This window comes from Kineosporia rhizophila, assembly GCF_021277265.1.
Lineage (GTDB): Bacteria > Actinomycetota > Actinomycetes > Actinomycetales > Kineosporiaceae > Kineosporia > Kineosporia rhizophila.
Genome location: NZ_JAJSOH010000010.1, coordinates 1 through 22,923, shown reverse-complemented (window position 1 = coordinate 22,923; position 22,923 = coordinate 1). Strand labels below are relative to the sequence as shown.

Below are 22,923 nucleotides of genomic sequence, written 5' to 3'. Positions count from 1 at the left end.
CTCCTTCGTCGCGAAGAATGTCGGTGGGGCGCGGTTCAATGGGCTCGTGGCTGAAGCAGAGATGAGCGCGGCGGAGGGCCTGCCCGAGGGCGGCGTGGTCGAGGGCCAGGCCCCGGTGCCGGAAGAGGCGCGTCACCGCTGGGCCGATCTGGCCGAGCAGATCCGGGGTCACCGTTTCGCCTACTACGTGCGCGATGCGCCGACCGTCTCCGACGGCGAGTTCGACGCTCTGCTGAAGCGGCTCGAGGGGCTGGAGGCCGAGCATCCCGGCCTGCGCACGCCCGACTCGCCCACCCAGCAGGTGGGTGGCACCTGGTCCACCGACTTCGAGCCGGTCGACCACCTCGAGCGCATGCTCAGCCTCGACAACGCCTTCAGCTTCGACGAGCTGCGCGAATGGGCCGCCCGGGTCGAGCGCGACGCCGGCCCGGTCAAGTACCTGTGCGAGCTGAAGATCGACGGGCTGGCCGTGAACCTGCTCTACGAAGAGGGCCGGCTGGTGCGCGGGGCCACCCGCGGCGACGGCCGCACCGGAGAAGACGTCACCCTCAACGTGCGCACCATCCAGGGCGTCCCGCACGTGCTCACCGAGGTCGAGGGGGTGCCCTTCCCGCAGCGGGTCGAGGTGCGCGGTGAGGTGTTCTTCCCGATCGAGGCGTTCGCCGACCTGAACACCCGGCTGGTCGAGTCGGGCAAGGCGCCGTTCGCCAATCCGCGCAATGCCGCGGCCGGTTCGCTGCGCATGAAGGATCCGCGGGTCACCGCCACCCGTCCGCTGCACATGCTGGTGCACGGGCTGGGCGCCCGCACCGGGTTCGACATCACCTCGCAGTCGGGCAGTTACGAGCTGCTGAAGGCCTGGGGCCTGCCCACCTCGGGCACCTACCGGGTGGTGGGCAGCATCGACGAGGTGGTGCAGTTCGTCGAGCACTTCGGCGAGCACCGGCACGACCAGCTGCACGAGATCGACGGGGTGGTGGTGAAGGTCGACGAGGTGGCGCAGCAGCGCCGGCTCGGGGCCACCAGCCGGGCGCCGCGCTGGGCCATCGCCTTCAAGTACCCGCCGGAAGAGGTGAACACCAAGCTCCTCGACATCCGGGTCAACGTCGGGCGCACCGGCCGGGTCACCCCCTACGGCGTGATGGAACCGGTGCTGGTGGCCGGTTCCACCGTCGGGATGGCCACCCTGCACAACGCTTTCGAGGTGAAGCGCAAGGGTGTGCTCATCGGCGACACGGTGGTGCTGCGCAAGGCCGGCGACGTGATCCCCGAGATCGTCGGGCCGGTGGCGGAGGCGCGGGACGGCAGCGAGCGCGAGTTCGAGATGCCCACCCACTGCCCCGAGTGCGGCACCGAGCTGCGCTACGAGAAGGAGGGCGAGAAGGACATCCGCTGTCCCAACGCCCGCACCTGCCCGGCCCAGCTGCGCGAGCGGCTCTTCCACGTGGCCGGCCGCGGCGCCTTCGACATCGAGGCCCTGGGCTGGGAGGGCGCCATCGGCCTGCTCCAGGCCGGGGCGGTGAAGGACGAGGGCGACCTGTTCGACCTCACCCCCGAGGTCGTGCGCACGGTGCCGATCTACACCCGCAAGGACGGCGAGCTCTCGGCCAACGGCCAGAAGCTGCTCGACAACCTGAGCAAGGCCAGGAACCAGCCGCTGTGGCGGGTTCTCGTGGCCCTGTCCATCCGCCACGTCGGGCCCACCGCGGCCCGCGCCCTGGCCCAGTCGCTCGGCTCGATGGAGAAGATCCGCGACGCCACCCAGGAAGAACTGGCCGCCGTCGACGGCTGCGGCCCGGTCATCGCGGTCGCCGTCAAGGAGTGGTTCGACGTCGACTGGCACGCCGAGGTGGTGCGCCGCTGGGCCGAGGCCGGGGTACGCATGGCCGACGAGGTCGACGAGTCGGTGCCCCGCACCCTCGAGGGCGTCACCGTGGTCGTCACCGGCTCGCTCGAAGGCTTCAGCCGCGACGAGGCCAAGGAGGCCATCCTGACCCGCGGCGGCAAGGCCTCGGGCAGCGTCTCGAAGAAGACCAGCTTCGTGGTCGCCGGCGAGGCCGCGGGCAGCAAGTACGACAAGGCCATCCAGCTCGGCGTCCCCGTCCTCGACGAGGCCGGCTTCCGCCTCCTCCTCGACCAGGGCCCCGGCGCGGTGACCCCCGCAGCCGACGAGGAGGCCGCTGCAGAGGAGAAATAGCTGAAGCTCTGCAACGGGTCAGGGGAGAAGCACGTCCCTTGCCCGTGAGCATGTCGCCGCAGGTGGGTAGCCCGTCCGAAGCGCAGGTCCCGTGGCTCGTCCGGGTCGTTGCGGTGGTGTTCGTCCTGCCCTTCCGCCTGGCCTGGGAACTGCTGAAGGTGCTGGGGCGGGCGGTCGTGGCCTACGTGTTCCGTCCGCTGGGGTGGCTCCTGCACCGGCTGGTCGTGGTTCCGCTGGAGTACCTCTGGCGCAACCTCGTGGCCCGGCCCTTCGGCTACCTCTGGCGGCACCTGCTCCGGCCGGCCCTTGAGTTCCTCGGGTACTACCTGGTCGTGGTGCCCCTGCGCTTCGCCTGGCACCGCGTGCTCCGCCCGCTGTGGCACTACCTGGTCGAGATCCCGCTCGTCTTCCTCTGGCGGCGTTGCCTGGTGCCGCTGGCCGAGCTGCTCTGGCGTCCGGTGCTCTGGGTGCTGACCCAGCTCTACCGCTACCTGCTGCGCCCGGGCTGGCTGGGCGCCGGATGGCTGCTGCACCAGGTCTACCGCTTCACGCTGCGGCCGATCGGCCTGGCCCTGGGCTGGGTCTGGCGGCACGCGGTGGTCCCGGTCGGGCGCGCTGTGCAGGGCTGCTGGCGCTGGCTGCGGCAGGCGGTGCTCACCCCTGCCGCTGATCTGGTGCGGGCCATGTTCCGCGGCTGAACGAGGTGTACACCGGGTACCACGTGTACACCTCGTCGCCGGGCTGAGCGCCGGCCGCCATCGGGGATGCGGGGCCAAAGCGTCATCAGTGCGCCCAAAGGTCTTCTGCCGGTCCGCCGATCATGATGGGATTCGGCGATGGACGCTGACGTCATCGTGGTCGGGGCCGGTCTGTCCGGGCTGGTCGCCACCGCCGAGCTCGCGGATGCCGGAAAACGGGTGCTCCTGCTGGACCAGGAGGGTGAGCAGAACCTCGGTGGGCAGGCGTTCTGGTCGTTCGGCGGGCTGTTCCTGGTCGACTCGCCCGAGCAGCGCCGGATGCGGATCCGCGACTCGCACGAGCTGGCCTGGCAGGACTGGCAGGACACGGCCGGTTTCGACCGCGACGAGGACCTCTGGCCGCGGCGCTGGGCCGAGGCCTACGTCGACTTCGCCGCGGGCGAGAAGCGGTCCTGGCTCTCCGGGCTCGGGCTGAAGTGGTTCCCGCTGGTCGGCTGGGCCGAGCGGGGCGAGGGGCGGGTCGGCGGGATCGGGAACACCGTGCCCCGCTTCCACATCACCTGGGGCACCGGGCCCGGGGTGGTCGAGCCGTTCGAGCGCCGGGTCCGCGAAGCGGTGGCCAAGGGCCTGGTCACGCTGGCCTTCGGGCACCGGGTGGATGCCCTCGTCACCGAGGGCGCAGCCGTCACCGGGGTGCGGGGCTCGCTGCTGTCGCCCGATCAGCGCCCGCGCGGGGTGGGCGGTAACCGCCGCGAGGTAGGCGAGTTCAGCTACACGGCGCAGGCCGTGATCGTCACGTCCGGCGGTATCGGCGGCAACCACGAGCTGGTCCGCGCGGCCTGGCCGCAGAGCCTCGGCACCGCGCCCGAGCACCTGGTCACCGGGGTCCCGGCCTACGTCGACGGCCGCATGCTGCAGATCACCCAGAAGGCCGGCGGCACGGTGATCAACCCCGACCGGATGTGGCACTACACCGAGGGCCTGCACAACTGGGACGCGATCTGGCCCGACCACGGCATCCGCATCCTGCCCGGGCCGTCCTCGCTCTGGGTGGACGCCCGGGGCCGGCGGCTGCCCGCCCGTCTCTACCCCGGCGCCGACACCCTGGGCACGCTCCAGTACCTGCGCACCACCGGCCACGACCACAGCTGGTTCGTCCTCTCGCACAAGATCGTCGAGAAGGAGTTCACCCTCAGCGGGTCCGAGCAGAACCCCGACCTGACCGAGAAGTCGCTGCCGAAGCTGCTCGGCCGGGTCAAGCCCGGCCCGGCCCGGCCGGTGCGTGCCTTCCTCGACAACGGGGTCGACTTCGTCACCGGTGACGACCTGCCCGCGCTGGTCCAGGCGATGAACGCGACCACCGCCGAACCTCTGCTCGACCTGGCCACGCTCGAGGCGTCGGTGCTGGAACGGGACCGGCAGATCGTCGACCCCTCCTCGGTGGACGAGCAGATCCTGGCCATCCGTGACCTGCGCAGCTACCGGGGTTACCGCCTGCTGCGCACCGCCGGGGAGCAGCGCCTGCTCGACCCCCGCTCAGGCCCGCTGATCGCCGTGCGGCTGAACGTGCTCACCCGCAAGACCCTGGGCGGGCTGCAGACCGACCTGGACTCCCGGGTGCTCGGGGCGGACGGGGAACCGGTGCCCGGGCTCTACGCCGCGGGGGAGGTCGCCGGGTTCGGCGGGGGAGGGGTGCACGGCTACCGGGCGCTCGAGGGCACCTTCCTGGGCGGTTGCCTGTTCAGCGGGAGGACGGCCGGCCGGGCGGCAGCCCAGGCGGTGTGAGCCTGCTGACCTTGGTACCTGCTGTGTAACCAGGGCGTTCCCTGGGTGAGGCAGGATGTGGCGCATGGCCGTCAGTCTGCGTCCAGGGCCTCCCCTGCGTTTCGTCACCCCGTCGATGACCCCCTCGCTCCGTCGCTTCATCCACAACGAGGCCAGCAGCGCCGCCGTGCTGCTGGCGGCCAGTGTGGTGGCGCTGATCTGGGTGAACTCCCCCTGGGGAGAGAGCTACCACCACCTGTGGGAGCTCCCGGTGCGGATCGCCTTCGGCGACGCCGTGTTCGAGATGGACCTGCACCACTTCGTCAACGACGCCGCGATGGCCGTGTTCTTCATGGTGATCGGGCTGGAGGTGGCCCGCGAGACCACCGCCGGGGAGCTCAGCGACCGGCGGATCATGAGCGTCCCGGCGATCGGGGCGATCGGTGGTCTGGGCATCCCGATCGCGATCTACCTGATCATCAACGCGCTGTTCGGCGACGGCGGCGAGGCGATGAACGGCTGGGGCATCGTGATGTCCACCGACACCGCGTTCGTGCTCGGCGTGCTGGCCCTGTTCGGCCCGCACTGCCCCGACCGGCTGCGGATGTTCCTGCTGGCCCTGGCCGTGGTGGACGACATCGGCGCGATCGCGGTGATGGCGATCTTCTACTCCGACGACATCCAGATCGTGCCGCTGTTCGTGATGGCCGGCATCGTGGTGCTGTTCGGCGTGCTGCGCTGGGTCGGCTACTGGAAGCTCACGCCCTACGTGATCCTGACCCTCGCCCTGTGGTTCGCCGCCTATGCCTGCGGGGTGCACCCCACGCTGGCCGGGGTCGTGGCCGGTCTGCTGATCCCCGCCTCCACCCCGGAGAACCGCAGCCGCGAGCTGGTGATCTTCGGCCGGGCGCTGATCGAGAACCCCTCGGCCGACGGCGTGCGGCTGGCGAACCTGGCCGCCAACAGCACGGTCTCGGCGAACGAGCGGCTGCAGACCTGGCTGCACCCGTGGTCGGCGTTCGCCGTCATCCCCGCCTTCGGCCTGGCCAACGCCGGGGTCGAGCTCAGCTCGGAGACCCTCGAGACCGCGCTGACCTCACCGGTCACGATCGGCGTGATGGTGTCGCTCATCCTCGGCAACGGCCTCGGCATCACCATGTTCGCGGTCGGTGCGCTGCGCTCGGGGGTGGGCATGCTGCCGGGCGGGGTGCGTTACGGCCACCTGGTCGGTGCCGCCCTGCTGGCCGGGATCGGGTTCACCATCTCGCTGTTCATCACCGACCTGGCCTTCGACGACGAGTCGCTGCAGGACCAGGCCAAGATCGGGATCCTGGCCGGCTCGATGCTGGCGGCGGTGATCGGGGTCTGGGTGCTGCGGGTGATGGGCGAGCGGATGCCGCTCTGCTCACCCTCCGGTGACACGGCGCCGCCGGAGCTACCCCCGCTGCCCTGGACGGCGCCGGCCTACCCCCGCACGTTCGGGCGGTAGAAAGCACCGCACCCGACCCGACCACAACCCAATGGTGGACGTCCGACAGCAGTCGCGTCGGACGTCCACCATTGGGTTTTCAGCTGAGTCCGAAGAACCGGCGACGAGGCTGGGCCGCGGGACTGCCGTTGGTGGCCCGGCGGATCGATGGGACATCGACCACACCGGAGTACGGCGTTCCGTTGATGAACAGCGTGGGGGTGCCGGAGACACCGCTGGCCACGCCCGCCGCGTAGTCGGCCTGCACCAGGGGCGCGAACTCCTGCGCCTTCTCGCCGGCCGCCCGTTCCGGATCCGCGCCGACGTACTCCGCGTACAGGCGTAGGTCGCGGTCGGTCAGCCGGGTCTGGTTCTTGAACAGCTTGTGGTGCATCTTCCAGAACACCTCCGACCCGGCGCTGGCCTCGGCCGACTCGGCGGCCAGGGCGGCGGTCAGGGCGAAGGGGTGCATCTCGAAGAGCGGGAAGTTCTGGAAGACCAGGCGCACCCGGCCCTCGGAGGAGTCGACGACCTCGTGCAGCACCGGAGCGGCCCCGGCGCAGTAGGGGCACTCGTAGTCACCGAACTCGACGATGCAGATCTCGGCCTCGGGGTTGCCGAACACGTGCCGGGCGGCGGCCAGGACGGTGTCCCCGTCGGGCAGGCCGGGGTCGGCGTCGGCCGGGTCGACCTCCCGTACGGCGACCGCGTTGAACGGGGGCAGGGCGGGCGTGCCCTCGTCGGTGTTCGTGGGCTCGACGTCCTGGGACAAGGGTGGGACCTCCGGATCGGGCGGTTCAGGTTACGGACATGAAACGGCTGGGGCCGCTCAGGGGCAGGTCCGGGAGTCATGCGCGTGGGGCGGGTGATCGTGACCGTAGACTGCCATCGCATTTAGCAGAGCAAGCACCACCACCGAACGCAAGGGAGCCCCTCCTCATGCCCGCGATCTCTCGCGATGAGGTGGCCCACCTCGCCGGACTCGCCCGGATCGAGATGAACGACGAGGAGCTGGACCGGATGGCCGGCCAGCTCGACGTGATTCTCGGCGCCGTGGCCCAGGTCCGCGAGGTGGCCGGGGACGACGTGCCCGCCACGTCGCACCCGATGCCACTCGTCAACGTGACCCGCCCGGACGAGCCGCGCCCCGGCCTGTCCGCGGAGCAGGCACTCGCGGGAGCCCCGGCCCAGCAGGAGCAGCGTTTCCGCGTTCCCCGCATCCTTGAGGAGGACTGATGAGCGAGCTGATCCGCCGCACCGCGGCCGAGCTCTCGGGCCTGCTCTCGTCCGGCGAGGTCTCCGCCGTCGAGGTCACCCAGGCCCACCTGGACCGGATCGCCGCCGTCGACGGGGACGTGCACGCGTTCCTGCACGTGGCCGGTGAGCAGGCGCTGGCCGACGCGGCCGCCGTCGACGCCGCCCGGGCCGCCGGCGAGCAGCTCGGCGCCCTGGCCGGGGTGCCGATCGCGGTCAAGGACGTGATGGCCACGAAGGGCCTGCCCACCACGGCCGGCTCGAAGATGCTCGAGGGCTGGGTCCCGCCCTACGACGCCACGGTGGTCCGCCGGCTCCGCGAGGCCCGGCTGGTCACCCTGGGCAAGACCAACATGGACGAGTTCGCGATGGGCTCCTCCACCGAGCACTCGGCCTACGGCCCGACCCGCAACCCGTGGGACCTGGACCGCATCCCGGGTGGTTCCGGCGGTGGCTCCTCGGCCGCGCTGGCCGCCTTCGAGGCGCCCCTGGCCACCGGCACCGACACCGGTGGCTCGATCCGCCAGCCGGCCAGTGTCACCGGCACGGTCGGCGTGAAGCCGACCTACGGCGCGGTCTCCCGCTACGGCCTGATCGCCCTGGCCAGCAGCCTCGACCAGGCCGGCCCGTGCGCCCGCACGGTGCTCGACACGGCCCTGCTGCACGAGGTGATGGCCGGGCACGACCCGCTCGACTCGACCAGCCTGACCGGGCCCTACCCGGACGTCGTGGCGGCTGCTCGCGAGGGCGCGCAGAACGGCATCGCCGGGATGAAGATCGGCGTGATCCGCGAGCTGCACGGCGGTGAGGGCGGCTACCAGGCCGGCGTGATGGCCCGCTTCGACGAGTCGCTGGCCCTGCTGACCAAGGCCGGCGCCGAGATCGTGGAGGTGTCCTGCCCGAGCTTCACCGCCGCGCTGGCCGCCTACTACCTGATCCTGCCGAGCGAGGCCAGCAGCAACCTGGCCAAGTTCGACGCCATGCGGTACGGCCTGCGGGTCGCCCCCGCCGGCGTGGACGCGCCCAGCGCCGAGCAGGTGATGGCCGCCACCCGCGCCGCCGGCTTCGGCGACGAGGTCAAGCGCCGGATCATCCTGGGCACCTACGCCCTCTCGTCCGGCTACTACGACGCCTACTACGGCTCGGCCCAGAAGGTGCGCACGCTGATCCAGCGCGACTTCGCCGCTGCCTTCGGCCAGGCCGACGTGCTGGTCAGCCCGACCAGCCCGACCACCGCGTTCAAGCTGGGCGCCAAGCTCGACGACCCGCTGTCGATGTACCTGCAGGACGTGGCCACCATCCCGGCCAACCTGGCCGGGGTCCCCGGCATGTCGCTGCCCTCCGGCCTGGCCGACGAGGACGGGCTGCCGGCCGGTATCCAGCTGCTGGCCCCGGCCCAGGCCGACGACCGGCTCTACCGGGTCGGCGCCGCGCTGGAAGCCCTGCTGGTGGAGAGCTGGGGCGGCCCGATCCTCGCCAAGAAGGAGGCGACGAAGTGACCTCGCTCAGCCAGTTCGCCGAGGTGCTCGACTACGACGAGGCCCTCGAGAGGTTCGACCCGGTGCTCGGCCTCGAGGTGCACGTCGAGCTGAACACCGCCACCAAGATGTTCTGCGGCTGCCGCACCGAGTTCGGCGCCGAGCCGAACACCCAGGTGTGCCCGGTCTGCCTGGGCCTGCCCGGCGCGCTGCCGGTGCTGAACCAGACCGGCCTGGAGTCGGCGATCCGGATCGGCCTGGCGCTGAACTGCTCGATCGCCGAGTGGTGCCGGTTCGCCCGGAAGAACTACTTCTACCCGGACATGCCGAAGAACTTCCAGACCTCGCAGTACGACGAGCCGATCGCCTTCAACGGCTACCTGGACGTCGAGCTGGAGGACGGCGAGACCTTCCGGGTCGAGATCGAGCGCGCCCACATGGAGGAGGACACCGGTAAGTCGCTGCACGTCGGCGGCGCCACCGGCCGCATCCAGGGCGCGGAGTACTCGCTGGTCGACTACAACCGGGCCGGCATCCCGCTGATCGAGATCGTCACCAAGCCGATCACCGGGGCCGGCTCCCGGGCCCCCGAGGTGGCCAAGGCCTACGTGTCCGCGCTGCGCGAGCTGCTGCGGGCGCTGAAGGTCAGCGACGTGAAGATGGAGCAGGGCTCGATGCGCTGCGACGTCAACGCCTCGCTGCGGCCACGCTCGGAGAAGCCGCAGGACCAGGACGCGGTGAAGTTCGGTACCCGGACCGAGACCAAGAACGTCAACTCGCTGCGCAGCGTGGAGCGCTCGGTCAAGTACGAGATCTCCCGTCAGGCGGCCGTGCTGGTCGACGGCGGCAGCATCCTGCAGGAGACCCGGCACTGGCACGAGGACACCGGGATCACCACCTCCGGCCGGCCCAAGTCCGACGCCGACGACTACCGCTACTTCCCCGAGCCCGACCTGGTGCCGATCGCGCCCTCGGCCGAGTGGGTCGAGGAACTGCGCGGCACCCTGCCCGAGCCGCCGGCCGAGCGCCGGCGCCGGCTGCAGGGCGAGTGGGGCTTCTCCGACAAGGAGATGCGCGACCTCTACAACGCCGGCGCGGTCGAGCTGGTCGAGGCCACGGTCGCGGCCGGCGCCTCGTCGGCGGCGGCCCGCAAGTGGTGGACGGGTGAGCTGGCCCGGCTGGCCAACCAGCAGGAGAAGCCGCTGGCCGAGATGCCGGTGACGCCGGCCCAGATCGCCCAGCTGCAGTCGCTGGTCGACGCGGGCAAGCTCACCGACACCCTGGCCCGGCAGGCGCTCGAGGGCGTGCTGGCCGGCGAGGGCGACCCGGAGCAGGTCGTGCAGGCCCGCGGTCTGGTCGTGGTGTCCGACGACGGCGCGCTCGGCGAGGCCGTCGACCGGGCGATCGAGGCCAACCCGGGGATCGCCGACAAGATCCGGGCCGGCAAGGTCCAGGCGGCCGGGGCCCTGATCGGTGCCGTGATGAAGGAGATGCGGGGGAAGGCCGACGCGGCCCGGGTCCGCGAGCTCGTGATCGAGCGGCTCGCCCCGGCCGAGGACGCCTGAGTGCCCGAACCGTGTTACGCGACGCGGTGACGCCCGCTTCCGGGCGGGCGTCCGGGGACATCGCCCTGCGGGCGGCGGCGGTCTTCGCCGTCGCCTGCGTGGTGGCCCTGACGCTGGCCGGGCCGGGCCACGGGCCGCAGGCCCGGGAGCTGGCCACCGGGCTGACCGGTGCGGTGGCCCTGGCCTGCGGTGCCGTCCTGGCCTGGCGGGGCACCACCGACGGCCCGGCGCGCTACCGCCAGGTCCTCGGTGCCTCGCTGGTGTTCTGGGGGATCGGTCAGGTCGTGAACGGCCTGACCGACCAGGTGTTCCCGGCGGCCGGCGACGGCATCGCGCTCGTTGCCGCGCCGCTGGCCGTGTGGGGCCTGCTGCTGGTGCCGCGCCGCACCCCGGGCCGCCGGGCGGCCTGGCGTCTGGGGCTGGACTCCGTCCTGCTCGGCGTCACCGTGGCCCTGCCGGTCTGGCACTTCGCCTTCGCCCGGGCCCTGAGCGACCGGCCGCTCGAGGCCGACGTGGTGATGGCCGTGCTGGTGCTGATCGCCGACCTGACCGTGATCTGCTTCGCCGTGCTGGCCTACGTCCGCGACCTCGACCGCAACCTGCTCCTCGCCGCGGTCGGCGCCGGCCTGTACGTGGTCGGCGACCTGGTCTCCCTGCGGGCGGCGCTGACCATCGGCGAGACCTGGCCCTGGTGGGCCGCCCTGCTCTGGTGCCTGGCCTGGCCGGTGATCGCCTACGGTCTGCTGAACCACCAGGCGGGTCCGGCCGACGACCGGTCCGCGCCGGTCGACCCGGAGGCCCGCGGCGTGGTGGTCACCACCACCGCCAGCCTGGTGCTGCTGATGGTCTCGCTGGCCGCCCTGCTGGTCGCCGACGACACCGACAAGGTGGCGCTGGTCCTGGTGATGATCGCGGTGATCGTGTTCGGCGGCCGTGAGCTGCTGAACACCCGCATCCGCGCGGCCCTGCTGCAGCGGCTGAACGAGGAGGCCACCGCCGACCCGCTGACCGGCCTGGCCAACCGCCGCGTCCTGCAGGCGCAGATGGCCCGGCTGCAGCACGGCGAGCCGTGGTGCCTGCTCACCGTCGACCTCGACGGCTTCAAGGACGTGAACGACCTGCTCGGCCACGCCACCGGCGACAAGCTGCTGGCCGCGGTGGCCCACCGCCTGGCCGCCGCGGTGCCCCCGGGCGCCCTGGTCAGCCGGATCGGGGGCGACGAGTTCGCCGTGCTCCTGCCGGGCAGCCTGGAGATCGGCACCCAGGTCGGCCAGACCGTGGTCACCGCCGTGCGGCAGTCCGCCGCCGACGTGGACGGGGTCAACCGGGTGGAGGTCTCGGCCAGCATCGGCGTGGCCGCCGTCGACGCCCGGGCCACCCTGGCCGACCTGGACAGCCGGTCCGCCCCCGAGGACGACTTCGCCAGGCCCACCGTGGTGGACCCGCTGGGCGCCCTGTCCGCCTCCGGCGCAGCGCTCCGCGTGGCCAAGGCCACCGGCCGGAACCGGGTCGAGGTCTACGACGCCACGGTCGCGCAGATCCGCCAGCGCCGGCTGCGGGTGGAGGAGAGGCTGCGCACCGCGGTCGAGGACGGCGCGATCACCGTGCAGTTCCAGCCGATCGTCGACCTGCGCCGGGGCGTGGTGACCGGCGCCGAGGCCCTGGCCCGGTGGACCGACCCGCAGCTGGGCCGGGTCGGCCCGGACGAGTTCATCACCGTGGCGGAGCAGACCGGCCTGGTGGTCGACATCGGTGAGCAGATCCTCGAGGCCACGCTGAGCAGCGCCGTGAAGGAGGGGCTGTTCGACCGCGGCCTGCGGATCAACTGCAACGTCAGCCCGGTCCAGCTGCGGGTGCCCGGGTTCCACCAGGTGGTGCAGGAGGCGCTGACCGCCCACGGCGCCCCCCGCGAGCAGTTCGTCATCGAGGTGACCGAGCAGGTGCTGGTCGAGGAGGGACAGGCCGCCCAGACCCTGCACCGCCTCGCCGCCCTGGGCCTGACCATCGCGATCGACGACTTCGGCACCGGCTACTCGGCCCTCGGCTACCTGCAGCGCCTGCCCGCCGACATCCTGAAGATCGACCGCGCCCTGACCAGCAGCCTGGTCTCCGAGCCACGCTCGCGGGCGATCACCCGGGCGGTGCTCGACCTGAGCCGCACGGTCGGGGTGAGCGTGGTGGTCGAGGGCGTGGAGACCAGCCAGGTGGACGACCTGGTGCGCCGGATGGGCGTGGGGTTCGGCCAGGGCCTGCACTACGGGCACGCGATGAGTGCAGGCGACCTGGCCGCGATGGCCGACCGGCTGGGCCGCTCCGGCCCCTGAGACTCAGCCCAGGTCGAGCCGCACCACGCGGTCGTCCGACTTACCCGGCTCCCCGCGTCCGTCGGTGTTCGACGTGGTTACCCACAAACTCTTGCCGCCGGGAGCGGCCACCACGTTCCGGAGCCGGCCGAATCGTCCTTTGATCAGGCTCTTCGGGGTACCCACGCTCTTGCCCTTCAGCGGAACCGCCCAGAGCCGCTCGCCGCGCAGCGCACCCAGGTAGGCCACCCCGTTCACGATCGCCAGGCCGCTGGGGGAGGCGACGTCGGTACGCCACTGCACCTTCGGCGAGACAAAGCCCTTGCGCTTCTTCTTGCCCTCGACCAGCGGCCAGCCGTAGTTGCGGCCGGGCAGGATGCGGTTGAACTCGTCCCAGGTGTCCTGGCCGAACTCGGTGGCCCAGGCCCGGCCGGCCGGGTCGAAGGCCAGGCCCTGCACGTTGCGGTGGCCCAGCGAGTACACCGCCGAGCCCTTGAACGGGTTGTCGGCGGGCACCGTGCCATTCGGGTTGATCCGCAGGATCTTGCCGCCGAGACTCTTCTTGTCCTGGGCGTTCTCGGTCTCGGCGGCGTCGCCGGTGCCGATCCAGAGCTTGCCGTCGGGGCCGAACGTGATCGCGCCGCCGTTGTGGTTCCAGGCGCTGGGGATACCGGTGAGCACGGTTTTCGGCTTACCCAGCTTCGCCCCGTCGAAGCTCATCCGGACGATGCGGTTGTCGGTCCTGGTGGTCAGGTAGGCGTAGAGCTGGACGGGCTTGCTTTTGGACGCTTTCGAGCCGGGTTTGAGAGCGAGGCCGAGCAGGCCGCCCTCACCGTCGTCGAAGACCCCGGGCACCGTGCCCACCTTCACCCGCTTGCCCTTGGGGCTGACCTTGACCACCACCCCGCTGGGGCGTTGTGCCACCAGGGCCGAGCCGCCGGAGAGAAAGGTGACTCCCCAGGGCACGTCCAGCCCGGTGGCCAGGGTCTTGCCCAGGCTGACCTTCGGCACGGCGGCCGAGGTTCCGGGCGCGGCCTGCGCGGGCGAGGCCGGGCCGGAGGAGACGGCCAGGGCGGCCACGAGCACTGAACCGGCTGCGATCGTGCGTGATTTCTTCACCCGCCCGATCCTTCCGGTCCGCCGGTCCGGTCGGCGACCCCCTAAAGGACCATAACCAGGGCCTCGTCGAAACGCCGCAGCGCCAGTTCGACCAGGGCCGGGTGCGGGGCCATCGGAGCGCTGACCCGGTCGGCCCCGGCCTCGTTGAGCCGGGTGACGAACTGCCCCGGGGCGAGCAGGTAGCTGGCGACCGTGACCCGGGCCCCCGGATGCGCCGCCCGGGCCGCAGAAACCGCATCGGCCACCGTGGGTGTGCCCGCGGCCGCGTAGCCGGTGGTGACCACGGCGCCACCCCGGGCCGCGGACAGCGCAGCCGCGGTCTCCTCCACCGCGGCGGAGGCCGCCGGATCGCTGGAACCCGCTGCGGCCAGCACGATCACGTCGTCCTCGGCTGCCCCGGCCTCGGCCAGCCGGTCCTGCAGCACCTTGACCAGCAGAGCGTCCGGGCCGAGCGGTTCGGCCGCCCGGGCCCGGCCCGGGGCGGAGGCGACCGCCCGGCCGATGTCGGTCTTGACGTGGAAACCGGTGGAGAGCAGCAGCGGCACCACGACCACCGGCGCGTCCAGCCCGGCGACCACGTCGCCGACGAACGGCTCCTCCACGTCGACGTGGGCAGCCTCCACCCGCAGTCCGGGGCGGGCGGCGGCCAGGGCCGACCGGAACTCGGCGATCACGGCGCGCCCGGCCTCGGACCGGGTGCCGTGCGAGCAGGCGACGAGAACAGGAGTGCTCATGGCCGGGGAGTCTGGCACGGCCGGGTACCGGTGCGGGGCGGTGGCCCGGGCAGAAAGTTCCGATTCGGCGGAAACCTGTGGGTGGGCTGTCCGCGTCTGGAATATCGTCCTTGTCCGGCGAGCTCTCGGAGAACCCCTTGATGGCCCTGCTGCCGGCGCTGAGTGCGCTGCGCCTGCTCAGCAAACCCGCCGATCCGCCGCGGCCGCGCTACGACCTGGTCACCGAGAACGGTGCCGAGGCCCGGGAACTGGACCAGGAGTCGGCCGAGACGAACTTCCGGCGGTTCGTCGCCGCCCGGTGGGGCGCGCTGCAGCGTTACGCATTCCTGCTGACGGGCGATCACCAGCTGGCCGAGGACGTGGTGCAGGTGGCCCTGGAGAAGTGCTGGCGGCGGTGGGACCGGATCCGGTCGGATTCTCCGGAGAGCTATGTGCGGGCCGCGGTCGCGAACACCGCGGCCTCCCGCCACCGGCGCCGCCGGCATCCCGAGACGTCGCTGGACGCGATCGTGCAGCAGCCGGCGCAGGCGTACGACCACGCCGAGACCTACGCCCTGCGTTCCGGTCTCTGGGCCGCGCTGAGCGACCTGCCGCCCCGGCAACGCACCGTCGTGGTGCTGCGGCTGTGGGAGGACCGTTCGGTCGAGGAGACCGCGCGGATGCTCGGGATCAGTACCGGTGCCGTGAAGTCCCAGCTGTCCAAGGCGATCGCCCAGTTGCGCCGGCACCCGCAGGTGCTCGGAGCGGTCCTGGGGCTGGACCGGATGGAGACCCCGTGACGAACGACCGGCTGTCCGGAGAGATCCGCGCTCTGCTCGACGACGTCGACGTCGCGCTGGCCGAGCGGCCCGCTCCCACCCCGCCGTGGGAGGAGATCCAGAAATTCCTGGTCCGCTCCCGGACCCGGCGCCGTCGGCGGGCCGCGCTCGCCCTGGCGGCCGCGGCCGCCGCGGTGGTGGGCCTGCTCGTGGTGCAGCAGGCAGTGCTGGGCCCCGAGCAGGACAAGTCCGCCCCGGCCGACCGGCGCACCCCGAAGTACCTGGTCGAGACCAGAGGCAACCTGGCCGACGACACGCAGTGGGTGAACGCCCTCGGCGACTGGGCCGCTCGGCACGACCTGCTGGACCTCGACCACATCGACGTGGGACCGATGCCGGAACTCAAGCAGCCGGTCCGGGACGCCAAGGTGGTCTACGCCTCGGACATCGGGAACTACCGGATCGCGGCGGTGGTCGGGACCTGGCCGGGAGGCGAGTCCGGGGGACCGACGCTGATCCAGTTCTACGGGCGGGCCGGCACGGCCGCCGACGCGATGTCGGTGGGGGAGTGGACCGAGCCGGACTCGATGTTCCTCGGGATGGTCTCGCCCGATCAGTTCGGCGACCGCTGGAACCCGGACGACTACCCGGACCTGGGCGCGGCCGCCTACGTGGTCGCGCAGCGGCCTCAGCGCGCCCGCCTGCAGCAGCCGCCCACCATCGACGCCGACGGCAAGGTCACCGGGAACAGCCGCGACCTTCCTCTCACGGCCGGGGTCCAGGAGATCTCGGTGGAGCGGCCCGGCCATTACGCCCTGCTGGCCGAACAGGAGGGGAAAGAGCCCTACTACTGGGACCTCTTCACCGAGCGCCCGGGGGTGCGCCCGGAGGCCCTGGTGCTGGCTCCCGAGCGCGGGGGGGCCGACGAGAAGTTCTCCCGGGTCGAGGATCTGGCCTACCGCACCTGGATGGCGTCCCGGCAGCCGTTCGCCGAAGGCGAATGGAAGCTGCTCGCCGCGGATCCGGATCCGGCTACCAAAGCCGGCCCCAATCGTCCTCTGGTTGGTGTGCTCACCCTTCCGAGCGGGGCCAGAGTGCTGGCTGCCGGGCACGTCTCGGCACCGTACGGCGAGCGCGAGGGCGGGGAGGGATCCTGGCTGGACACGGCGGAACTGCTTCCCGCGGGAAGCAACTCCGAACTGGCGCTGGCCTGGTCTAGCTACCGGGACACGACGCAGGGAACCAGTGACAAGACGGTCCAGACGGCGGCGCTGGGGCCGGTGGGCACCGTGACGGTGGAATGGACCGGTCCGGACGGGGTCACCACCTCTCCCGCCCGAAACACCCTGGCCAGTACGTCTCGTACGGATGTCCGGTCGGTGCGGTTCCTCGACGCAGCCGGCGCCGAGGTCGGGACGACGGCGGTGCGGCGGCCGGAAGCGATGAAGTTCTCAGACGATCCCCAGTTCCTGATGGAGAGCAAGCCCAGCTGGCTCCTGCCCGAGGTCCGCAAGGCCCTCATCGCCCCCTGAGAGGTTGCGCCGCCGGGTTGCCTGATTCCGGGGTACCCGGCGGCGTAGAGTCACCGACCGTGAGCCAGACGAGCGAACACGACATGAAGCCGCGCAGCCGGCAGGTCACCGACGGGATCGAGGCCACTGCCTCGCGGGGCATGCTGCGCGCGGTCGGCATGGGCGACGAGGACTGGGTCAAGCCGCAGATCGGGGTGGCCAGTTCGTGGAACGAGATCACCCCCTGCAACCTCAGTCTCGACCGGCTGGCCAAGGCCGTGAAGGACGGGGTGCACGCCGGGGGCGGCTACCCGCTGGAGTTCGGCACGATCAGCGTCAGCGACGGCATCTCGATGGGCCACGAGGGCATGCACTTCTCGCTGGTCTCCCGCGAGGTGATCGCCGACAGCGTGGAGACCGTGATGCAGGCCGAGCGGCTGGACGGCAGCGTGCTGCTGGCCGGCTGTGACAAGTCGCTGCCCGGGATGCTGATGGCCGCCGCCCGGCTCGACCTGGCCAGCGTGTTCCTCTACGCCGGCTCGATCCTGCCGGGCAAGGCCACGTTCACCGACGGCACCGAGAAGGACGTCACCCTGATCGACGCCTTCGAAGGGGTCGGCGCCTGCGCCCGCGGCCTGATGAGCCGCGAGGACCTGGACATCCTGGAACGCGCGATCTGCCCGGGGGAGGGCGCCTGCGGCGGGATGTACACGGCCAACACGATGGCCAGCGCGGCCGAGGCCCTGGGGATGTCGCTGCCCGGCTCGGCCGCCCCGCCGGCCACCGACCGCCGCCGCGACGGCTTCGCCCGCCGCTCCGGCGAGGCCGTGATCAACCTGCTGCGCCACGGCATCACCGCCCGCGACATCCTGACCAAGGAGGCCTTCGAGAACGCGATCGCGGTGGTGATGGCGTTCGGCGGGAGCACCAACGCGGTGCTGCACCTGCTCGCCATCGCGCACGAGGCCGAGGTGGAGCTCACGCTGGACGACTTCGCCCGGGTCGGTGCGCGGGTGCCGCACCTGGCCGACGTCAAGCCCTTCGGCCGCTACGTGATGTTCGACGTGGACCGGGTCGGCGGAGTCCCGGTGGTGATGAAGGCCCTGCTCGACGCGGGCCTGATGCACGGTGACGTGATGACCGTGACCGGCCGGACGATGGCCGAGAACCTGGCCGGGATCAACCCGCCCGACCTGGACGGCAAGGTGGTCCGCGCGCTGTCCGAGCCGATCCACCGCACCGGCGGGATCACCGTGCTGCACGGCTCGCTGGCGCCGGAGGGGGCGGTGGTGAAGAGCGCCGGGTTCGACTCCGACGTGTTCGAGGGCACCGCCCGGGTGTTCGAGCGCGAGCGCGCCGCCCTGGACGCGCTGGAAGACGGGACGATCACGGCCGGGGACGTCGTGGTGATCCGGTTCGAGGGGCCCAAGGGAGGCCCCGGGATGCGCGAGATGCTGGCCATCACCGGTGCGATCAAGGGCGCCGGTCTGGGCAAGGACGTGCTGCTGCTGACCGACGGCCGGTTCTCCGGCGGCACCACCGGGCTGTGCGTGGGCCACGTGACCCCGGAGGCGGTGGACCGCGGGCCGATCGCGGCGGTGCGCGACGGCGACCGGATCCGGCTGAACGTCGCCGAGGGCACGCTCGACCTGCTGGTGGAGCCGGCCGAGATCGAGAACCGGATGCGGGACTTCGCACCCCTGCCGCACCGCTACTCCCGCGGCGTCCTGGCGAAGTACACCAAGCTGGTGGGTTCCGCCTCCAACGGGGCCGTTCTGGGCTGACCCGTTAACCGGTCCCCGTCACCCGCCGATGAAGGGGCGGGGCCGATCAGGGGACGACCGGCCCGTGGGGAGTCGGGTTCACGGGTGGACACATGCTGATCGCGATCATCGCGACTGCCGTTACGGCGGTCGCGGCCGCCGGCGTCGCTTTCGCCGCCGCGCTGCGTGAGCCCGCCTTCCGGCGGGGCACGGTGCTGTCCGGGGTGGGTTTCCTGGTCTGGGGCGGCGTCGCGATCGCAGCCCTGGCCGACGTGCCCGACGGCTGGCTCTGGGGGCTGTTGCGCCCGCTGCCGCTGATCATGTTCATGCTGGCCACGAGCAATCCGGCCTCCGACCTGAACGGGCGGGAGGTCCTGGCGGCCTGGGCCGACGGCTGGCTGCTCCTGGCCAACCTGGTCGGGGTCGCCTGGCTCGCGTCGTACCACCAGGGGCTGATCGAGGTCCGCCCGGAGATCGCCCCGGCCCTGGGCTGGCTGGTCCCGGTCCTGCTGATCAGCAGCATGGGCGTGGGCCTGGCCTTCCGCACCATGCCCGCCTACCGGCTGCCGTCGTTGCTGGCCATCGTCTCCAGCGGGTTCGCCCTGGTCGGCGACGTGGTCGGGCTGGCGATCAGGACCGAGCTGGCGGTGCCCTTCTGGGCCGCCACCTGGCTGGTCATGGCCTGGACCACCAAGCTCGACAACGGTGGCGTGTACGGCCGGCCCACCCTCGACCCCCGGCCGCGCACGATGCAGCTGTGGCAGTTGCCGGTGCCGCTGGCCCTCGGGCTGATCATCGTGCCCGACGGCACCGACGCGGTGGTCGCCATGCTGCTGGCCGGCACCTCGGTCGCCGCCTGCGTGGCGCTGACCGCCCAGTCCCGGCGTACCGAGCAGCTCTGGGACGACCTGACCGCGCGCAGCCGGCTGTACGAGGAACTGCTGGAGAACACCCAGGACGTGATCCTGCAGGTGGACGACTTCGGTGTGATCGAGTTCGCCAACCCGGCCTCGGCCCGGGTGCTCGGGATGAGCTCCAAGCAGCTGGTCGGCAGCACGCTGCTGGACTACCTGCACCCGGACGACCAGAAGATGACCGCGAACGTCAGCACCACCCCGCAGTGGCGCCAGGGCGAGCAACGCGTCGAGACCCGCTTCCTGCCGCTCAGCCAGACCCCGGCGGTGAAGCCGCGCAACAGCCCTCCGCCCGGCACGGTCGGGCTGGTCGGCAACATGTGGGCGGCCGAGGAGTCGCGCTGGCGGGTGATCGAGTGGGGGATCACCCCGCGCGACGACGGTGGTGCGGTGCTGGTCGGGCGGGACGTCTCCGAGCGTGTCCGGATGCAGAACGAACTGGTCGACGCGGCCCAGACCGACTCGCTCACCGGCCTGCTCAACCGCACCGCGTTCCTCGAGGCGGTGAACACCCGGCTGGCCGCCGGGCAGACCGCCGCGGTGATGTTCATCGACCTCGACAACTTCAAAGAGGTCAACGACACGATGGGGCACGCCGAGGGCGACCGGCTGCTGCACCGGGCGGCCGAGTGCCTGCGGCAGGCCGCGGGCCCGGGGGACGCGGTGGCCCGGCTGGGCGGGGACGAGTTCGCGGTGATGCCCGCCGCCACCGACCCGGAGGCCGCCCACGCGGCCGCCAACGCGGTGGTCACCGCCTTCAACGGGTTCGACGAGGCGGCTCACGGACGTCCGTCGGTCTCGGCCAGTCTCGGGCTGGTGATCGCCGATCCCGCGGTCACCCGCACCGCCCGGGAGGTGCTGCGGGACGCCGACCTGGCGATGTACCGGGCCAAGCAGCGCGGCGGGGCCGGGGTGGTGGACTTCGAGCCGTGGATGTCCGAGCGGGTGATGGAGCACCACCGGCTGCGCGGCGACCTGGAGAACGCGGTGCGCAACGAGGGCCTGACCATCTACCTGCAGCCCGTGGTCGACCTGCACACCCGGCAGTGGGAGGGGTTCGAGGCCCTGGTGCGCTGGCCGGTCGGGGCCGAGACCTGGTCACCGGCCCAGTTCCTGCCGGTGGCCGAGGAGAGCGGGCTGATCGTGCCGATGGGCGCCTGGGTGCTGCGCGAGTCGCTGCGGCAGCTGGCCGGCTGGCGCGACGAACGGCTCGGGATGGCGGTCAACGTCTCGGCCCAGCAGCTGGTCGGCACCGACTTCTTCGACATCACCATGGAGGCGCTGCAGGAGAGCGGCATCGCCCCCGGCCGGCTCACCCTGGAGATCACCGAGCAGGCCGCGATCCAGGACCTCGGCCGCACCGCCTCACGCCTGGAGCTGCTGCGCTCCGAGGGGGTGCACGTGGCGATCGACGACTTCGGCACCGGGTTCTCCTCGTTGCAGTACCTGTCCCGGCTGCCGGTCGACATCCTCAAGATCGACCGCAAGTTCGTCTGGGGTCTGGGCCAGCAGGCCGAGGACGACGTGCTGGTGCGCTCGATGCTCGGGCTGGCCGCGGAGCTCGGCCTGGAGGTGATCGCCGAGGGGGTGGAGACCCGCAGGCAGGCCGAGCTGCTGCTGGAGTACGGCTGCCGGCTGGCCCAGGGGTTCCTGTTCTCACCCCCGCGCCCGATCGAGGAACTGCGGGCCAGCGACCCGTTCGTCAGCCCGGCCCCCGGCGTGCAGATCCCGCAGCCGCGCCGGGCCGGGGATCTGCACGTCACCCGGTAACCCTCACTGCTGACAGCGGTTAGTGTCGTTCCGTGCTGAGCGCCTCCGCGATGGGCGCCGCGGCCGTCCTGGCCGGGGTGGCCTGGCTGTACGCCGCGTTGCGTTCGCTCAGCCGGGTCCCGATCACCGCCACGGTCACCGCCGGCGGCGTGTGCTGGGCGGTCGCCGGGGCCTCGGCCCGCCTGGTCGAGCCGTCCGGGACGCTGCTGTCCGGCCAGCTCGCCGACTTCCTGATGGTGCTGGCGGCCGGTGGCCTGCTCACCGCGATCGCCGGTTCGGGCGACCGGATCGTGCCCGGGCGCCGGCCCGGGATCGGGGTCAGCGAGGCCGCCGTGCTGGCCCTGAGCGCGGCCACCATCGTCTGGGTGGTCGTCGACGCCCCGGTCCGGCTGCCCGCCAGCGCCGCGTTCGCCCTGCTGCCGGCCGTGCTCGACCTGATCGCCCTGCTGGTGGTGCTGCGCCTGCCCACCCGCACGTCCGGCGCCCCGGCGGGCTACCTCGGGCCGGAAGGCAACGCCTCACCCGGGCGCTCCTGGGCCGTCCTGGTCACCGCCCTGACCGCAGTGCTGGCCGCCGACCTGCTGCGCGGCACCCGGATCGCCGGGGCCGACGTCCCGCAGTGGCCGGACGTCTCCGACGTCGTGCTGGTGCCGGTCGTCCTGGCCTCGTGCCTCCTCCTGACCACCTACAGCCTCCGGCTCGCGCGGGTGCCGGGCCCGCCGCCGCCCCGGCCCGAGGAACCGGCCGACGCCGTGCGCCACCTGCCCCGCCGCCGGGGCCGGCTGGTGCCCTACGCCGTGGCCCTGGTTGCGCCGTCGGCCGTCGGGCTGCAGGCGATGGTCCTGGGCACCGGCCCGATCCCGCTCTTCGGCCTGGGCTGCCTGGCCGCCGCCTTCGTGGTCTGGCTGACCCTGCTGCTGCTGGAGCAGGACGAGCTGCTGCGGGCCCAGGTGCAGGCCCGCCGGCGGCTCACCGCCCTGGTCGAGAACACCAGCGACCTGCTGCTGCGGCTGGACACCAACGGCCGGGTGCTGGCCGTGAACGCCGCGGCCCCGCGCCTGCTGCACCGCCCGCCCGGCTCGATCGTCCAGCGCCCGTTCGAGGAGCTGGCCCGCCCGGAGGACCAGCGCCAGGTGCGCGAGGCGGTGCTCGAGGTGACCCGCGGACACCGCGACGAGGCCGAGATCGAGGTCCGGCTGGCCCCGCCCGCGGCCGGCACCGCTCAGCTGCGGCTGCGCGGGGTGGAGGGCGGGGCGGTGGCCAACCTCAGCGACGTGACCGACTCCGTCGAGCTGCGCCAGCGGCTGGAGCGGCTGGCCCGCTTCGACCAGATGACCGGCCTGGCCAACCGCAGCCACCTGCTCGACGAGGTGGGCACCTGGACCACCGGCGGCCGTCCGGCGGCCCCGGGCATCGCCGTGCTCTACGCCGACCTGGACGGGTTCAAGGCGGTGAACGACCGCTTCGGGCACGCGGCCGGCGACCGGGTCCTGGTCGAGGTCGCCGCCCGGCTGGAGGCGGTGGCCGGCGGGGTGGACGCCCGCCGCCGGATCATCTCCCCGGGCGGCGGGGACGGGGTCATCCCGGGCCCCCGCGGGCTCGGCCCCGCCGCCCCCCCCCGCCCCCC

General features: G+C 72.3%; 16 protein-coding genes. 13 read left to right on the top strand and 3 right to left on the bottom strand.

Going from position 1 to position 22,923, the window contains the following annotated elements:
* Positions 1–61 precede the first annotated feature (61 nt).
* From ligA to nhaA, 4 genes are all read left to right on the top strand, one after another.
* Entirely contained in the window at positions 62–2,197 is a 2,136-nt protein-coding gene (gene ligA, locus LWF15_RS16255; protein ID WP_269810313.1) for an NAD-dependent DNA ligase LigA, read from the top strand.
* Between the two features lie 44 nt (positions 2,198–2,241).
* Positions 2,242–2,895: a hypothetical protein gene (locus LWF15_RS16250; RefSeq protein WP_232811665.1), complete on the top strand. Its 654-nt coding sequence runs from the start codon at positions 2,242–2,244 to the stop codon at positions 2,893–2,895.
* Between the two features lie 138 nt (positions 2,896–3,033).
* Positions 3,034–4,680 (top strand): FAD-binding dehydrogenase, encoded by a 1,647-nt coding sequence (locus tag LWF15_RS16245; RefSeq protein WP_232811664.1) that lies wholly within the window; start codon positions 3,034–3,036, stop codon positions 4,678–4,680.
* Positions 4,681–4,744: 64 nt separating this feature from the next.
* Positions 4,745–6,148 carry a Na+/H+ antiporter NhaA gene (nhaA, locus tag LWF15_RS16240; protein WP_232811663.1) on the top strand — a complete coding sequence of 468 codons (1,404 nt, stop codon included), beginning with the start codon at positions 4,745–4,747 and terminating at the stop codon, positions 6,146–6,148.
* A 79-nt stretch (positions 6,149–6,227) separates the two neighbouring features.
* Here the strand turns inward: nhaA and LWF15_RS16235 are convergent, their stop codons facing one another.
* Positions 6,228–6,899 (bottom strand): DsbA family protein, encoded by a 672-nt coding sequence (locus LWF15_RS16235; RefSeq protein WP_232811662.1) that lies wholly within the window; start codon positions 6,897–6,899, stop codon positions 6,228–6,230.
* A 167-nt stretch (positions 6,900–7,066) separates the two neighbouring features.
* Here LWF15_RS16235 and gatC point away from each other — a divergent pair, with 167 nt between their 5' ends.
* Genes gatC through LWF15_RS37590 form a run of 4 tightly spaced genes read left to right on the top strand, consistent with a single transcriptional unit; the run spans position 7,067 to position 12,748 of the window.
* On the top strand, positions 7,067–7,363 hold the full coding sequence (gatC, locus tag LWF15_RS16230) for an Asp-tRNA(Asn)/Glu-tRNA(Gln) amidotransferase subunit GatC (RefSeq protein WP_232811661.1): 297 nt from the start codon (positions 7,067–7,069) through the stop codon (positions 7,361–7,363).
* Entirely contained in the window at positions 7,363–8,880 is a 1,518-nt protein-coding gene (gene gatA / locus LWF15_RS16225; protein WP_232811660.1) for an Asp-tRNA(Asn)/Glu-tRNA(Gln) amidotransferase subunit GatA, read from the top strand. Before gatC ends, gatA begins: the two co-directional genes overlap by 1 nt.
* Complete coding sequence (gene gatB / locus LWF15_RS16220; RefSeq protein WP_232811659.1) at positions 8,877–10,424, top strand: Asp-tRNA(Asn)/Glu-tRNA(Gln) amidotransferase subunit GatB; 1,548 nt, start codon at positions 8,877–8,879, stop codon at positions 10,422–10,424. The genes gatA and gatB overlap by 4 nt, the downstream gene beginning before the upstream one ends.
* A 26-nt stretch (positions 10,425–10,450) precedes the next feature.
* Positions 10,451–12,748 (top strand): putative bifunctional diguanylate cyclase/phosphodiesterase, encoded by a 2,298-nt coding sequence (locus tag LWF15_RS37590; RefSeq protein ID WP_232811658.1) that lies wholly within the window; start codon positions 10,451–10,453, stop codon positions 12,746–12,748.
* A 3-nt stretch (positions 12,749–12,751) separates the two neighbouring features.
* Here the strand turns inward: LWF15_RS37590 and LWF15_RS16210 are convergent, their stop codons facing one another.
* Entirely contained in the window at positions 12,752–13,846 is a 1,095-nt protein-coding gene (locus LWF15_RS16210; RefSeq protein ID WP_232811657.1) for a PQQ-dependent sugar dehydrogenase, read from the bottom strand.
* Between the two features lie 41 nt (positions 13,847–13,887).
* The gene (locus LWF15_RS16205; RefSeq protein WP_232811656.1) at positions 13,888–14,580 is read right to left on the bottom strand and encodes a sirohydrochlorin chelatase; all 693 of its coding nucleotides are present in this window, start codon (positions 14,578–14,580) and stop codon (positions 13,888–13,890) included.
* Between the two features lie 110 nt (positions 14,581–14,690).
* Between LWF15_RS16205 and LWF15_RS16200 the strand changes: the two genes are divergently transcribed.
* From LWF15_RS16200 to LWF15_RS36475, 5 genes are all read left to right on the top strand, one after another.
* A complete protein-coding gene (locus tag LWF15_RS16200) occupies positions 14,691–15,359 on the top strand; it encodes a SigE family RNA polymerase sigma factor (RefSeq protein WP_232811655.1) in 669 nt (222 codons plus the stop codon).
* On the top strand, positions 15,356–16,870 hold the full coding sequence (locus LWF15_RS16195; protein WP_232811654.1) for a hypothetical protein: 1,515 nt from the start codon (positions 15,356–15,358) through the stop codon (positions 16,868–16,870). Before LWF15_RS16200 ends, LWF15_RS16195 begins: the two co-directional genes overlap by 4 nt.
* An 83-nt stretch (positions 16,871–16,953) precedes the next feature.
* Entirely contained in the window at positions 16,954–18,633 is a 1,680-nt protein-coding gene (ilvD, locus tag LWF15_RS16190; RefSeq protein ID WP_269810309.1) for a dihydroxy-acid dehydratase, read from the top strand.
* A gap of 92 nt (positions 18,634–18,725) precedes the next feature.
* Positions 18,726–21,296 (top strand): putative bifunctional diguanylate cyclase/phosphodiesterase, encoded by a 2,571-nt coding sequence (locus LWF15_RS16185; RefSeq protein ID WP_232811652.1) that lies wholly within the window; start codon positions 18,726–18,728, stop codon positions 21,294–21,296.
* Positions 21,297–21,328: 32 nt separating this feature from the next.
* On the top strand, positions 21,329–22,923 hold a 1,595-nt coding region (locus LWF15_RS36475; protein ID WP_332879910.1), incomplete at its 3' end, for a diguanylate cyclase.

Coding starts and splice junctions, on each gene's coding strand:
- ligA (WP_269810313.1), top strand. CDS start 62: ATGAGCGCGGCGGAGGGCCTGCCCGAGGGCGGCGTGGTCGAGGGCCAG.
- LWF15_RS16245 (WP_232811664.1), top strand. CDS start 3,034: ATGGACGCTGACGTCATCGTGGTCGGGGCCGGTCTGTCCGGGCTGGTC.
- nhaA (WP_232811663.1), top strand. CDS start 4,745: ATGGCCGTCAGTCTGCGTCCAGGGCCTCCCCTGCGTTTCGTCACCCCG.
- gatC (WP_232811661.1), top strand. CDS start 7,067: ATGCCCGCGATCTCTCGCGATGAGGTGGCCCACCTCGCCGGACTCGCC.
- gatA (WP_232811660.1), top strand. CDS start 7,363: ATGAGCGAGCTGATCCGCCGCACCGCGGCCGAGCTCTCGGGCCTGCTC.
- LWF15_RS16205 (WP_232811656.1), bottom strand. CDS start 14,580: ATGAGCACTCCTGTTCTCGTCGCCTGCTCGCACGGCACCCGGTCCGAG.
- ilvD (WP_269810309.1), top strand. CDS start 16,954: ATGAAGCCGCGCAGCCGGCAGGTCACCGACGGGATCGAGGCCACTGCC.
- LWF15_RS16185 (WP_232811652.1), top strand. CDS start 18,726: ATGCTGATCGCGATCATCGCGACTGCCGTTACGGCGGTCGCGGCCGCC.